Raw genomic sequence first — 14,329 nt, 5'->3', positions numbered from 1 at the left:
CAATTGACGCAGCAGAGCAGCCGTCTGTTCGGGGACATGAAGACGCTAATCGTAGGCGGGGACGTGCTGTCGGTGCCGCATATCAACCGGGTGCTGCGGGACAATCCGGGGCTGAGTGTGGTCAACGGCTACGGTCCGACGGAAAATACGACGTTCTCGACGACGCATACGATAGCGGGTGAGCAGACGGAAGCGGTGCCGATCGGTCGTCCGATCGCAAATTCGACGGCTTATGTGGTCGATCGCGCGATGAAGCTGCAGCCGGTCGGAGCGTGGGGCGAGCTGATCGTCGGCGGAGACGGAGTAGCGCGCGGCTACTTGAACCGCCCGGAGCTGACGGCGGAAAAGTTTATCGCCAGCCCGGTGCGCGAGGGAGAGCGCTGCTACCGGACGGGAGACCTGGTGCGCTGGCGTGCGGACGGGACGCTAGAATACAAAGGGCGGATCGACGAGCAGGTGAAAATCCGCGGCTACCGGATCGAGCTGGGCGAGGTGGAAGCGCAGCTCCTGCGCGTGGAAGGCGTGAAGGAAGCGGTCGTGATCGCGCGGGAGGACGAGCAGGGGCAAAAGCAGTTGTGCGCGTACTTCACGGCGGAGAATGAACTGATGGCAAGTAGGGTTCGAAGCGTGCTGTCGCAGGAGCTGCCGGGGTACATGGTGCCGTCGTATTTCGTGCAGGTGGAGCAGATTCCGCTGACACCGAACGGCAAAGTGGACCGCCGAGTGCTACCGGCACCCGAAGGAAACGTCCAGACGGGAACGGAATACGTAGCCCCGCGAACCGCCATTGAGCAAGCGCTGGCGTCGGTGTGGCAGGCGGTTTTGGGAGTCAAAACAGTCGGCATTATGGACAACTTCTTCGATCTCGGAGGCGATTCGATTAAATCGATTCAAATTTCCTCCCGGCTGTTCCAAGCAGGCTATAAGCTGGAGATGAAGGACTTGTTCCGATTCCCGACCATCGCCGGACTCAGCGGGATCGTTCAACCGGTAAGCCGCATCGCCGACCAAGGAGAAATTGCGGGCGGCGTGAAGCTGACGCCGATTCAGCATTGGTTTTTCGGACAGGAACCGGCCGAGCCGCATCATTTTAACCAGGCGGTGATGTTCTGCCGGAAGGACGGCTTTGACGAAGCGGCGCTGCGTCAGGCAATGCGCCATATCGTCGGACATCACGACGCGCTGCGCACCGTTTACCGCCGGACGGAAGACGGCGGCTACGAGGCCCGGAACCGAGGGATCGGCGAGGGCGAGCCGTTCACGTTGGATATCGCCGATTTCGAGGGCGTTGCGGACTGCGCCGCGGCGATTGAAGCGAAGGCAAACGAGATTCAAAGCGGCATCGACCTGAGCGTCGGACCGCTCATGAAGCTGGGGCTGTTCCGCTGCGCGGACGGAGACCATCTGCTGATCGTGATTCACCATCTGGTCGTGGACGGGGTGTCCTGGCGGATTTTGTTCGAGGATCTTGCGAGCGCCTACGAGCAAGCCGTCCAAGGCGAGCCGATCCGCCTTCCGCACAAGACGGATTCGTTCCGGCTGTGGGCGGAGCAGCTGTCCCATTACGCCGACGGCCTTGCTATGGAACGTGAACGCGTCTATTGGCGGCAAATCGCGCAGGCCGGGTACGAGCTGCTGCCCAGAGACAAGACGCCGGACCCGCAGGACAGGCCGCTGCTTGCGGAAAGCGAAGCCGTTACATCGGTATGGACGGCGCAGGAAACGGAGCAGCTTCTCAAGCAGGCGCACCGCGCTTACAATACGGAAGTGAACGATCTGCTGCTCACGGCCGTAGGCATGGCCGTTCACCGGTGGACCGGGATGGAGCGGGTGCTCGTCAATCTGGAAGGCCACGGGCGGGAAGCTATTGTTCCGGACATCGATATTACGCGTACCGTAGGCTGGTTTACAACCCAATTTCCTGTCGTGCTGGAGATGGGCGCGGGTCAAGAGGTCTCACAGCGGATCAAGCGGGTTAAGGAAGGGCTGCGCCAAATTCCGCAAAAGGGGATCGGCTACGGAATCCTCCGCTATTTATCGGCTACCCGGGAGGGCGAAACGTTCGCGGTACGGCCGGAGATCAGCTTTAACTATTTGGGGCAGTTCGATCAGGATATGGAGAGCAACGCACTTCAAGCTTCTCCCTATTCGAGCGGCGCGTCGATCTCTGACAGCATGGCCAGAGCCTACACGCTGGATATTAACGGGATGATCTCGGGGGGTGTCCTCGAACTGACGGTCAGCTACAGCGGCCAAGCGTACCGTAAGGAAACGATGGAGCGGCTGTCCGGACTGCTGGAAGCGAGCTTAAGAGAAGTGATCGCCCACTGCGCGGCAAAAGAGCGTCCGGAGCTGACGCCGAGCGACATTTCGTACAAAGGCTTAACCATCGAGGAGCTTGACAGGCTCGTGGAGCAGGCGGGAGCCGCCGGGGAGATCGAGAACGTGTACGCGCTCACCCCGATGCAGAAAGGGATGCTGTTCTACAGCCATTTCGACCGGGAATCGTCGGCTTATTTTGAGCAGGTGACCTACGACCTCCAGGGCAGCTTCGATGTCGACGCATTCGCCCAAAGCTTGAACCTGCTGGTACGCCGGCACGGAGCGTTGCGGACCAATTTTTATACCGACCGGGGAACGGAGCCGCTGCAGGTCGTGTACCGGAACCGGGACTGCGGCTTCCATTACGAGGATCTGCGCGGGATGGAAGAAGTGGTGCGCAGCGCTTATGTGCAGGCTTTCGAAATCGCGGACAAGGCGAAAGGCTTCGACCTGAGCCGGGACGTGTTGATCCGCGTGTCGATCCTGCGTACCGGAGAACGAACGTACCGGTTCGTCTGGAGCTTCCATCACATCGTCATGGACGGCTGGTGCTTGTCTCTGGTGAACAAGGAAGTGTTCGAAAGCTACAACGCCATCCGGGAGCAAAGGCAGCCCGAGCTTGCCGCAGCCGTGCCGTACAGCCGCTTTATCGAGTGGCTGGAAGCGCAGGACGGCGAGGCGGCCGCCGCCTATTGGCGGGATTACCTGTCCGGCTACGAGCAGCGGACGGCGCTGCCGGGAACAAAGCCGCGCGAGGCGGAGGGCTACGGTTCGGGCGAGTGGAGCTGCGGGCTGGGCCAATCGTTGACCGAGCGGATGAACCGGACGGCGAAGAAGCATCAGGTAACCGTGAATACGCTGATGCAGACCGCGTGGGGCGTCGTTTTGCAAAAGTACAACAACAGCGGAGATGCCGTGTTTGGCAGCGTGGTATCGGGCAGGCCGTCGGATATTCAAGGGGTGGAAGGGATCGTCGGCTTGTTTATCAATACGATCCCGGTGCGTATCCGCTGCGAGTCGGAAGCAACCTTTGCGGAAGCGATGAGAAGGACCCAGGAGCAAGCGCTGGCCTCCAATGCCTACGATACGTATCCGCTGTTCGAGATTCAGGCGCTGACCGGGCAAAAGCAGGACTTGATCAGCCATATCATGGTGTTTGAAAACTATCCCGTAGAGGAGCAGGTGGAGCAGCTCGGAAGCCCTGAGGAGGCGGCTTTTGAGATCGGCAACGTGTCGGTATTCGAGCAGACGAATTACGATTTCAACCTGGTGGTGCTGCCGGGCGAGGAGATCCGGGTGAGCTTCGGCTATAATACGCTGGCCTATGATATGGACGATATCCGGCGGATTCAGGGGCATTTTGTTCATATTCTGGAGCAAGTTACGGAGAACCCGCACCTTCGCGTGAGCGAGCTGGAGCTGGCGACGCCGGAGGAAAAAGAACAGCTCGTCCGTGCGTTCAACGAGACGGCGGCAGATTATCCGCGGGAGCGGACCGTGCACGGCCTGTTCGAAGAGCAGGCGGCGCGTACGCCGGACCGGACGGCGGTCGTCTGGGAGGACGAGCGGCTGACCTACCGCGAGCTGAACGAACGGGCGAACCGGCTGGCGCATACGCTGCGGGCCGAAGGTGTGCAGCCGGACAAACTTGTCGCGATGATGGCGGAGCGCTCGCTGGAAATGATTGTCGGCGTGCTGGCGATTCTCAAGGCCGGAGGCGCTTATGTGCCGGTCGATCCCGAATATCCGGAGGAACGGATTCGTTACATGCTGGAAGACTCGGGCGCGCAGCTCTTGCTGCTGCAAGATCGTCTGCGTGAGCGGGTGGCTTTTGGCGGCAAAATCGTCGCGCTGGACAACCCGCAGGCCTACGGAGACGATGATTCGAATCCGGAGCACGCCAGCGGGCCGGACAACCTGATCTACGTGCTCTATACATCGGGAACGACGGGGCAGCCCAAAGGGGTAATGGTCGCGCACCGCAGCGTCATCAACACCGTAAGCTGGTTCCATGCACGCTATTTTGGACAAGTTCAGCCAAGGATGATTTTGACGGCGGAATATACGTTCGATCCCAGCGTGGAGCAAATGTTCGGCATGCTGCTGCACGGCGGCGAGCTGCACGTCATCCGCAAGGAAACGCTCCTGAGCAAGCGGCGTCTTTTGGACTATGCGGCCGCCACCGAAATCCAGATCCTGGATCTTCCCCAAGCGCTCATGCGGGAATTTCTGGCCGAGGATGATGAAGAGAGACACCCTTCTTTGCGCGTCTTGATTTGCGGAGGAGAGCGGCTGGAGGACTCCTTAAAAGAAAAACTGGTCCGAAAAGGCTACGAACTTCACAACCATTACGGTCCGACAGAGACGACGATCGATGTGCTTGCCGGCCAATGCGAAGCGGGGACTCCGGTTACGTTAGGGAAGCCGATCCATAATACCGCAGCCTATATTTTGAACCCGCATCAACAGCTGCAGCCTGTGGGCGTGCTGGGCCAGCTGTACATTTCCGGCGACGGGCTGGCCAAAGGGTACCTGAACCGTCCGGAGCTGACGGCGGAGAAGTTTGTCCCGAATCCGTTTGCGCCGGGCGAGCGAATGTACGGAACGGGCGACTGGGCGAGATGGCTGCCGGACGGAACGATCGAATTCGCGGGCCGCATCGACGATCAGGTCAAAATCCGCGGCTACCGGATCGAGCTGGGCGAGGTGGAGGCGCAGCTGATGAACGTACCGTCCGTCCGGGAAGCCGTCGTTGTTGCGATTGCGGATGAAGGCGGACAGCAGCTGTGCGCGTATGTCACCGGAGACCGGGAGCTTGCCGCAGGCGAGCTGCGGGAGGCTTTGGCTGCGGCGCTGCCGGGGTACATGGTTCCGGCGTATTTCGTGTCTGTGGAGCGGATGCCGCTGACTTCCAGCGGGAAAATCGATCGCAAGGCGCTGCCGGCCCCAGACGGAAGCATGTGGACGGGAACGGAGTACATCGCGCCGCGCACGGGGACGGAGGAACGGCTGGCGCAGATCTGGCAAGACGTGCTGGGCGTTTCGCGCGCCGGAGTGAAGGACAACTTCTTCGCCTTGGGAGGGCATTCGCTCAAGGTGCTTGAGCTGGTGCGCAAAATGCATCGGGAGACGGGCGTCGAGCTGCCGATTCGCAGCGTGTTCGAATCGCCGACGATCGAAGGGCTTGCGCGCGAGCTGATGAAATCCGAGCTGGAGCGGAACGCCGGTTATCCGGTCGTCAAGTTAAACGAGAGCGGCCCGCTCAACCTGTTCTGCTTCCCTCCGATGATCGGCTATGGTCTTGCTTTTGCCGAGATGGCCAGATTGCTGGAAGACCGCTGCGTCGTCTACGGCCTCGACTTCATCCAGGATTGCGGGCACGAGGAAGAGCTGCTGGAGCGCTATGTGGAGCATATCGTAAGCATTCAAGCGAAGCCGCCTTATGTCCTGCTCGGCTACTCGTCAGGAGGCAATCTGGCGCACGAAGTGGCCAAAGCGCTGGAAAGCAGAGGCTATGCGGTGTCCGACATCATCATGATCGATTCGGTCAAGAGCAGCGAAATCATCGACTTAACCCGAGAGGAAACGGTCAAAGAAATCGATCTTCTTCTGGAGCAGATCTCCGAACCGTATAAGCAAATTTTGACGAAGAGTTATAAGCAAAAAATATACGACTACGCCATGTACAAGAACGGACTGCTGAATACGGGAACGGTCCGGGCCGACATTCACGGATTTGTGGCCGCAGGCACCAGCGCGGAGGATGCGGCGTCAGGCAACCGCCTGTTATGGAAGGAGTCGACGGAAGGAAGCTATGCGGAATACCCGTTGATCGGCAATCACGACGAGGTGCTGGAGTCCGGTTTCGTCGAAGAAAACATTAAGGGCATCCAAGAAATCCTGCGGCAAATCGCCGAAAAAACGTCCGGTACCCGGATGGAGTCCCACCTGGTATAGCGGACGAATATCAACCCAATTCATCCTGATCGAACAGGGAATCTTTAAGTCCCGCGAATCGATCGGGATTCTTTTTTTGGATTGGAAAGAGGCTGGCTGGGGATTTTTGCTTTTGCAAACGTTGCGTCTCCGACATGCGAACCTGTGTTATAATGATGAAGGAATAACGGTTCATGGGAGAGATGAAGCTTGGAGCAGTTGAAGGATATAAACGATATACATGATAACAATGCGACGCTTCCGCGGGTTTTGCTCGTCGACGGGATGGCTTTGCTGTTCCGCGCTTTTTATGCCACTTCCTACAGCGGATATATTATGCGAACGAGTGACGGGACGCCGACAAACGCCGTATTCGGATTCGTGAAATATTTTTGGGACGCGGTTCAACGGTTTGAGCCGACGCACATCGTATGCTGCTGGGACATGGGGAGCAAAACGTTCCGCAGCGAGCAATTCACGGAATACAAGGCGAACCGGGCCGATTGTCCGGAAGAGCTTATTCCCCAGTTCGACCTCGTCAAAGAAGTGACGTCCAGCTTCGGCGTCATCAACGTTGGCATCTCCGGGTACGAGGCCGACGACTGCATCGGCACGTTGGCGAAGCACTATAGTCAGGACGCGGAAGTATACATACTGACGGGGGATCACGATATGCTGCAGCTCGTGGCCGAGCGGGTACGGGTCGTGATTATGAAGAAGGGCCAAGGCAATTACGCCGTTTACAGCCCGGAATCGCTGTTTGAGGAAATGCAGCTGACACCGAAGCAAATTATCGATCTCAAAGGGCTCATGGGCGATACGGCGGATAATTATCCGGGCGTAAAAGGTATCGGCGAAAAGACGGCGCTCAAGCTGTTGGTAGAATACGAATCCATCGAAGGGATTTTGGAAAATCTTGAGCTGCTGCCGAAAGGCGTCCGCTCCAAGATCGAAACGCAGCTCGATATGCTGCACCTCTCGCGAAGCCTCGCGACAATCTGCTGCGAAGCTCCCGTCGCCTGCGCGCTGGAAGGCTGTTTCTGGGAAATGGACCGGCAATCGGTCCTGAGCAAGTTTGAAGAGCTCGAATTCAGGGGATTAATGAAATTGATCGGATAATGAAAAGGGGCGCCTAACTTATGGAACAACAATATGCCAAACAATCGCGATGCTACAAAACTTCCCGGGTGTTCCCGACTGACGTCAACAATCACAATACGCTGTTCGGCGGCAAGCTGATGGCTTATATCGACGATATCGCATCGATTTCGGCTTCCAAGCATTGCCGGGAAAACGTCGTTACCGCATCGACCGACTCCGTCGACTTTTTGTCGCCCGTGCGGCCTACGGATTCGGTCTGTCTCGAATCGTTCGTCACGTGGACCGGCAAAAGCTCGATGGAAGTGTTTGTGAAAGTGATCACCGAGGACCTGATTACCGGCGAGCGGAAAATTGCGGCGACGGCCTTCCTGACCTTCGTCGCGTTGAATGACGACCAGCGGCCCGTTCCGGTGCCGCAAGTCATCCCGGAAACAGAGGAAGAGAAGCGGCTGCACGAAACGGCAAAGCACCGGGCGGAAATGCGCAGAATCCGCCGTGAGCAGAGCAAGGCATTTGCCGACTACTTGATTATGGATTTTCCTTGGGAATAACCAAAGGTGGGAATGAATCAGACCTCCGAAGGCTGCCGATGCGGCCCGGAGGTCTGTTCTGTTTTAGCTTGGGAGCGCAGGCTAGGATTCGGCGGACAGGCCGCCTGAGGCCGTTTCCGCTTCCTGCGTCTGCCTGGCCGCACTTACGTCTTTGGGCAGGAGCAGGGCTGCGGCACCCAGCAGCGGGAGGAAGGCGCAGAGCTGAATGACGAAGGAGACGCTCGTCTTATCGATCAGCGAGCCCAAGACGACAGATCCGAGCCCGCCGAGTCCGAAGGCCAATCCGAAAAACAGCCCGGCGACGGTCCCGACCTTCCCGGGGAGCAGTTCCTGGGCGTATACGATAATCACCGTGAACCCCGACATCAGAATGGCGCCGATCATAAAGCAAAGCACGGCGGCCCAGAACGGCGTGGCATAGGGCAGCAGCAGCGAGAACGGCGCGGTGCCGAGAATGGAAAACCAGATGATCCGCTTCCGTCCGAAACGGTCGGCAAGCGGGCCGCCGAACAGCGTCCCGAGCATGCCGGCCGCTTGCAGCACGAACAAGCAAAGCTGGGCGTTTTCCAAGGACAGTCCGTACCGGTCCATATAATAAAAGGCATAATAGCCGGTCATCCCGGCAATATACACGAATTTGGAGAACAACAAGACAATCAGCAAACCGATGGCGAAGGAAACATATCCTTTTTTCAAGGGCTTCGTATCGGCCGGTAATGCGCTCCGTTTCTTGGAAGCCTGAGCGGCAAGATGACGTCGGTACCAGCCCGAGACGATGCCCTGCAGGACGATTCCCAATACGGCGGCGAACGAGAACAAGAGCAGCCCTCGTTGTCCTTGAGGCACCACGAGCCAGGCGACGATTAAGGGAGCCAGCGCCTGTCCGGTGTTACCCCCGACCTGAAAGATGGATTGGGCGAGTCCTCTTCCTTTGGCGGAGGCAAGGTGGGCGACCCGCGAAGATTCGGGATGCAGCACGGACGAGCCGACGCCCAGCAGCAAGGCGGAGGCAATCAGCATCCACCAATTGGCCGAATAGGCGAACCCGATCATGCCGAGCAGCGAGAAAACCATGCCCGCCGGAAGCAGCAGCGGCGTCGGACGCTTGTCGGTGTAATAGCCGACAAGCGGCTGCAATACGGAGGCCGTGACGTTCAGGGCGAAGGCGATCCAGCCGATCTGCGCGAAGCTGAGCTGCATCGATTGCTGGAAGATCGGGAAGACCGCCGGGATGGCGGACTGCATCGCGTCGTTCAGCAGATGCGCCAGGCTGACCCCGGTCAGCGCGAGCATACCGGCCGAGGCGGTTTTGCTTAACGTATCTTTAGCGTTCATAGGCACCTATCCTTTTTTTCTTACTAATCTTAAGGGAGGAGGCGGACGAAGTCGCCGCAAAAATTGCTTAACGTCCGAGCAATTTTTGCTATAATGGCGGGAAGGAGGGAGAGCGGACATGCAATTTAAACTAACGACGCCGAATATGGAACTATGGCGCATCGAGAATACGTTTGAGAATATCCCTCACGCCCATGCCGATTTTTACCAAATCACCATTCCCGTCACCGGCACTTGCCGTTTGACGCAGGAGCGGAGAGTGTATTCGATCAGCGGGGGCCACGCTTTGATCCAGCATCCGGGGGAGGAGCATCATTTTTCGCTCGGCCCGGATGGGGGCGTATATATCGTGCAGGTCCGGAAGCAGCTGCTTGTTGAAGGCTGGTCGGAACAGGAGCCGGAGCTGGATTCGCGGCCGCTTTTTAACCCGGAAGACATTAAAAAACAAATGAAGGCCTGGACTTCCGAGCTGCTGCTTCGCGACGGTCCCGATCCGCTCGCGGTAGAAGAAACCGAAGACCGGGTGCTGACTTATATACGGCGCGTGGTGGGGAAAAACGATTCACGTGTACTGAACGGACGACATGTCGATGGGGCGCTCGCGCCGGGGATGACAGATATCCTGGAGTTTATTCATGCGCATTATACGGAACGGCTCACGATGGAGAGGCTCGCTTCGCTCGTTTATCAGAGCAAGTTTCACTTTATCCGCTCTTTTACACAGACGGTGGGCGTGACGCCTTATCAATATATTTTGCGCCTGCGGATCGAACAGGCGAAGGAGCAGTTAGTGAGGACGCGAGCCAGCGTCACGGAGATCAGCTACAGTCTGGGATTTTCGAGCCCAAGTCAACTGTACCGCGCGTTTGCCAAAGCGACAGGCGTCACTCCGGAGCAGTACCGCAAAGGAGCTGCCCCCCGGCGCTAAGACGTCCGCACCTGAAAAAAAGCCTACTTCATCCGGGGAAGCTCCCTTCGAATTCGTACGCCCCTGCGATATAATCGAAAGATCAGGATCGGGAAGAGGGGACGACGCATGAGCAACATCAACGTATGGGAAAACGCCGAGCCCGGCGTGAAACGGAAAATATTCGAGCCGGGAGCCGGCATCATGATGATGGAAGTGCATTTCGAGGAAGGGGCCGAAGGATACGTGCACAGCCACCCGCACGAGCAGCTGTCGTACTGCTTGAAGGGCCGGCTTGAATTTACGGTGGACGGGGATACGAAAGTGATCGCGGCGGGAGAGACGATCTATATCCCGAGCGGGGCGAAGCACGGCTGCCGGGCGCTGGAGGCGAGCGCGCTGCTCGACTCGTTCACGCCGGTGCGTGAGGATCTGATTAAGAAATAACGGGGAAAAGCCGCCCGGATGCCGTATTGTGCGGTGCCGGCGGCTTTTTTTATCTGCAGGTTCCAAGTGCATTAAATGTCCGAGAAGCTGATCGGCCCGACAACCTCGCTCAGAAACGCCCGCAGCTCGTTGGCCTCTTCTTCGTTAAGCTTATAGGCATGCTCCAAATATCCTTCTTCCTCCAGATCGTCCGGTCCGATGACCGCCGTCCGTCCCGTCTGCATGTCGGTGACTAATTTTTTTCCATAAAAACGATTCGTACTCGTAATCGCCAGATCGAACCGCCGCAGCGTTTCGCCGACTACGCATACGAAGCGGGTTTTCGTTTCCTCCGTACCGTCGTACAAATAATCAAACTCCGTCATGACGCATCCTCCGATACTTAAATTCCTGAAGCTAACCGAATTATAACAGATTTGCCGACCAGGCCGCAAAAACGGCGCGTCAGCCGGGGAAACCGCCTTTTTTCCAATCCGGTTCACGTTTTCAATTCCGGGGAAACGTGATACAATCGAGTGAAGCGTTAAATCGTAGAATTCTATTTTCATAGGGATGGAAACGGAGGCTTTAAGCGAATGTCCAAGGGAAAAATGAGAAGCGACATGATCAAAAAGGGCTTTGACCGCGCTCCGCACCGCAGCTTGCTGCGCGCCGCCGGCGTCAAAGAGGAGGACTTCGACAAGCCGTTTATCGCGGTTTGCAACTCGTATATCGACATCGTTCCGGGTCACGTTCACCTGCAGGAATTCGGCAAGCTCGTGAAAGAAGCGATTCGCGAAGCGGGCGGCGTGCCGTTTGAATTTAACACGATCGGCGTAGACGACGGCATTGCCATGGGGCATATCGGCATGCGCTATTCCTTGCCGAGCCGCGAGATTATTGCGGATTCTCTCGAAACGGTTGTGTCCGCGCACTGGTTCGACGGCATGGTCTGCATCCCGAACTGCGACAAAATTACGCCGGGCATGATGATGGGCGCGCTGCGCGTCAACATTCCGACGGTATTCGTCAGCGGCGGTCCGATGAAAGCCGGAAAAACGAGCGACGGACGTTCGATTTCACTGTCTTCCGTATTCGAAGGCGTGGGCGCTTACCAAGCCGGCAAAATCGACGATAAAGGTCTGCTTGAGCTTGAGCAATACGGCTGTCCGACCTGCGGCTCCTGCTCCGGCATGTTCACGGCCAACTCGATGAACTGTCTGGCGGAAGCTCTCGGTCTGGCGCTCCCGGGCAACGGCACCATTTTGGCGATTTCCGATGACCGTAAGGAATTCGTGAAGCGTTCCGCGAAGCAGCTCATGGAGTTGATTCAAAAGGATATCAAGCCGCGCGATATCGTGACGATGGAAGCGATCGACAATGCGTTCGCGCTGGATATGGCGATGGGCGGCTCGACCAATACTGTGCTGCACACACTCGCTCTGGCGCACGAAGCGGGCTTCGAATACCCGATCGAGCGGATCAATGAAGTGGCGAAGCGCATCCCGCACTTGGCCAAAATCGCTCCGGCCTCCGATTATCATATCGAGGACGTTCACAACGCCGGAGGCGTGAGCGCCGTCCTGAACGAACTGTTCAAAAAGCCGGGCGCGCTGTACGGCGACCGCATCACCGTGACCGGTAAAACGCTGCGCGAAAACGTCGCCGGCTGCGAGATTTTGAACACGGACGTCATCCGTACGCTGGATAACCCGCATTCGGAGCAAGGCGGCTTGGCGGTGCTGTTCGGCAACCTGGCACCGAACGGCTCGATCATCAAGGTCGGCGCGGTGGACAAGTCCGTGGGCGGCTATCACAAAGGGCCGGCCATCTGCTTCGATTCGCAGGAAGCGGCGCTGGAAGGCATCGCCAACGGCAAAGTAAAAGAAGGCCATGTCGTCGTTATCCGTTACGAAGGTCCGAAAGGCGGTCCCGGCATGCCGGAAATGCTCGCCCCAACCTCGCAGATCGTCGGAATGGGCCTCGGCGCGAAAGTCGGTCTCATTACGGACGGCCGTTTCTCCGGCGCATCACGCGGTATCAGCATCGGCCACATCTCGCCGGAAGCGGCGGAAGGCGGTCCGATCGCATTCGTCGAGGACGGCGATATCATCGAGCTCGATCTCGTTAACCGTAAAATCGAGCTGCTGGTCAGCGACGAGGAATTCGAACGCCGCCGTGCGAACTGGAAAGGCTTCGAGCCGAAGGTGAAAACGGGTTATCTGGCCCGCTATTCCAAGCTCGTAACCTCGGCCAGCACCGGTGGAGTCATGAAAATCTAGTAATTCCCCTGCAAAAAAAAGCCTTCGCGTCCGGAACGAAACGATCCGGCACCGAAGGCTTTTTTACGTAACAACTAACCTTACTTCAATAGGAAAACCTGATCCCACTCCGGCTCCTGATCTTGAATGACCGCAAGCAGCGTGAGCGCAACGCCTGCTGCCCCGTCCAGCACTCCGGCGAAATGCAGCTTTTCGCCTTCTTCCAGCTCTGCAAAGCCGTAAGGCGCACTCGCATCATAGGACTGAACAATCCGATCAACGAGACGGTCGCGTAAAGGAATGAGCTCCGTGGTCCCCGTGTCTGCGATCATCCGCTGCGTCATTTGCAGGAGACCGGCATAGCCGTGGCAAAAGGTGGCGGAATGCAAGTTCCACAGCCGTTCGGGCCGCCGGGCCGTTCCAAGGAACGATTCAATCGCCGCTTGCCTCCACGCCGGTTCTCCGAGCGCTTGCCCCGCGAGCCATAGCGTGCGTGCGACGCCGGGCCCGCCATAGCACCAAGCTTCGCGGGACGGCGAGCCGCTTGCCGCGCCCGCTGTCTGCTCTTGCCACGATACATGACCGGGCCAATAGAGGCCGTACTCATCCTTGATCGTAAACCGCATCAACCACTCGGCGATGGAGCGGATGGCTTCCTGCCCGCCCTCGACTTCTACGCCTTGCAGGTGCGCAAGGGAGAGCAGGGCCAAAGGACCCGGAATGCCGTGGGAAACTCCGCAGTTGAAGTAACCCTCGGGGTATAACTCCTGATCGGAGGAGGAAATAAGCCGGTCGGGCGAAATATACCATCCCGGAACTTGTTTACCTTGCATCTCCTTGTACCCGCACAGCTCAACCATATACTCAAGCACCTGCGTAAGCGCAATGCGCATCTCGGGATGCTCTTTAAAGTGCAGCAAATAACGGCCTATGCCGCTTAAGCCCTGCATCACGTCGTAATCGGACATGAGCACGCCTTCTTTTATATTTCTCCGGACAACATACATGTACTCGGGGAACATGCGCAGGAAAAAGTCGTTGAGGGACCGAAGCATATTCGCGTACCGGGTGCCCTGCCGCGACAAAGCCTGGATGCCCGTAACGACTCCGGCCATACCGCTCCATAGGGATAAGGACTCGATTCCTTGCTGTTCCAAAGCTTGCTGCATGAGAATAACATAGCGGTGACCTGCGACGTCCCATTGTCCATCGGGCTCTAGCCGATCCAGCTCGCCGAACAACAGGCATAAACCCGAATACCCCCGCGCAAGGTCCAGCCCGTTCCACTTCACGTAAAATTTTCCTTGCTCTATCCGTTTATTTTCTTCTGCGAGAGCGAATTGCTCGATGTCTCCCGGGTCCTTCAATCGCCGGGCCGTCTCCATCACAATCGAGCGGACCCGTTCGATTCGTTCGGCGCCTTCAAGCGGCAGCCACTTGGCCTCGTAAGTTTCTTTCGGGTTCATTCCGATTTCTCCCTTCGGATCATG

9 protein-coding genes are annotated in these 14,329 nt (G+C 57.8%); 6 read left to right on the top strand and 3 right to left on the bottom strand.

Annotated elements, in window-relative coordinates; genetic code table 11:
- The 3 genes from QJ48_RS23420 to QJ48_RS23410 all read left to right on the top strand — a co-directional run.
- Positions 1-6,279, top strand: a 6,279-nt coding sequence (locus QJ48_RS23420) for a non-ribosomal peptide synthetase (RefSeq protein ID WP_054975899.1), incomplete at its 5' end; no start/stop codon positions are given.
- 189 nt (positions 6,280-6,468) lie between these two features.
- The gene (locus QJ48_RS23415) at positions 6,469-7,377 is read left to right on the top strand and encodes a 5'-3' exonuclease H3TH domain-containing protein (protein WP_082420651.1); all 909 of its coding nucleotides are present in this window, start codon (positions 6,469-6,471) and stop codon (positions 7,375-7,377) included.
- Positions 7,378-7,397: 20 nt separating this feature from the next.
- Positions 7,398-7,910, top strand: a complete 513-nt coding sequence (locus QJ48_RS23410) for an acyl-CoA thioesterase (RefSeq protein WP_010497939.1) — start codon at positions 7,398-7,400, stop codon at positions 7,908-7,910.
- A gap of 81 nt (positions 7,911-7,991) precedes the next feature.
- Here QJ48_RS23410 and QJ48_RS23405 read toward each other — a convergent pair whose 3' ends face one another.
- A complete protein-coding gene (locus QJ48_RS23405) occupies positions 7,992-9,245 on the bottom strand; it encodes an MFS transporter (RefSeq protein ID WP_054975896.1) in 1,254 nt (417 codons plus the stop codon).
- A 118-nt stretch (positions 9,246-9,363) separates the two neighbouring features.
- Between QJ48_RS23405 and QJ48_RS23400 the strand changes: the two genes are divergently transcribed.
- The gene (locus QJ48_RS23400) at positions 9,364-10,173 is read left to right on the top strand and encodes an AraC family transcriptional regulator (protein WP_054975895.1); all 810 of its coding nucleotides are present in this window, start codon (positions 9,364-9,366) and stop codon (positions 10,171-10,173) included.
- Positions 10,174-10,281: 108 nt separating this feature from the next.
- Positions 10,282-10,599 (top strand): cupin domain-containing protein, encoded by a 318-nt coding sequence (locus tag QJ48_RS23395; protein WP_054975894.1) that lies wholly within the window; start codon positions 10,282-10,284, stop codon positions 10,597-10,599.
- Between the two features lie 71 nt (positions 10,600-10,670).
- Here QJ48_RS23395 and QJ48_RS23390 read toward each other — a convergent pair whose 3' ends face one another.
- Positions 10,671-10,964 carry a DUF3055 domain-containing protein gene (locus QJ48_RS23390; protein WP_054975893.1) on the bottom strand — a complete coding sequence of 98 codons (294 nt, stop codon included), beginning with the start codon at positions 10,962-10,964 and terminating at the stop codon, positions 10,671-10,673.
- A gap of 210 nt (positions 10,965-11,174) precedes the next feature.
- Between QJ48_RS23390 and ilvD the strand changes: the two genes are divergently transcribed.
- Positions 11,175-12,860, top strand: coding sequence for a dihydroxy-acid dehydratase (ilvD, locus tag QJ48_RS23385; RefSeq protein ID WP_054975892.1), 1,686 nt, complete (start codon positions 11,175-11,177; stop codon positions 12,858-12,860).
- An 80-nt stretch (positions 12,861-12,940) separates the two neighbouring features.
- Here the strand turns inward: ilvD and QJ48_RS23380 are convergent, their stop codons facing one another.
- Positions 12,941-14,305: a lanthionine synthetase C family protein gene (locus QJ48_RS23380; RefSeq protein ID WP_054975891.1), complete on the bottom strand. Its 1,365-nt coding sequence runs from the start codon at positions 14,303-14,305 to the stop codon at positions 12,941-12,943.
- Between the last annotated feature and the right edge of the window lie 24 nt (positions 14,306-14,329).

The sequence above is a fragment of the Paenibacillus sp. A3 genome (assembly GCF_001399685.1).
Lineage (GTDB): Bacteria > Bacillota > Bacilli > Paenibacillales > NBRC-103111 > Paenibacillus_G.
The sequence above is the reverse complement of the archived record's forward strand: the minus strand, read 5'-3'. Positions and strand labels throughout refer to the sequence as shown.

Coding starts and splice junctions, on each gene's coding strand:
- QJ48_RS23400 (WP_054975895.1), top strand. CDS start 9,364: ATGCAATTTAAACTAACGACGCCGAATATGGAACTATGGCGCATCGAG.
- QJ48_RS23395 (WP_054975894.1), top strand. CDS start 10,282: ATGAGCAACATCAACGTATGGGAAAACGCCGAGCCCGGCGTGAAACGG.
- ilvD (WP_054975892.1), top strand. CDS start 11,175: ATGTCCAAGGGAAAAATGAGAAGCGACATGATCAAAAAGGGCTTTGAC.
- QJ48_RS23380 (WP_054975891.1), bottom strand. CDS start 14,305: ATGAACCCGAAAGAAACTTACGAGGCCAAGTGGCTGCCGCTTGAAGGC.
- QJ48_RS23410 (WP_010497939.1), top strand. CDS start 7,398: ATGGAACAACAATATGCCAAACAATCGCGATGCTACAAAACTTCCCGG.
- QJ48_RS23405 (WP_054975896.1), bottom strand. CDS start 9,245: ATGAACGCTAAAGATACGTTAAGCAAAACCGCCTCGGCCGGTATGCTC.
- QJ48_RS23390 (WP_054975893.1), bottom strand. CDS start 10,964: ATGACGGAGTTTGATTATTTGTACGACGGTACGGAGGAAACGAAAACC.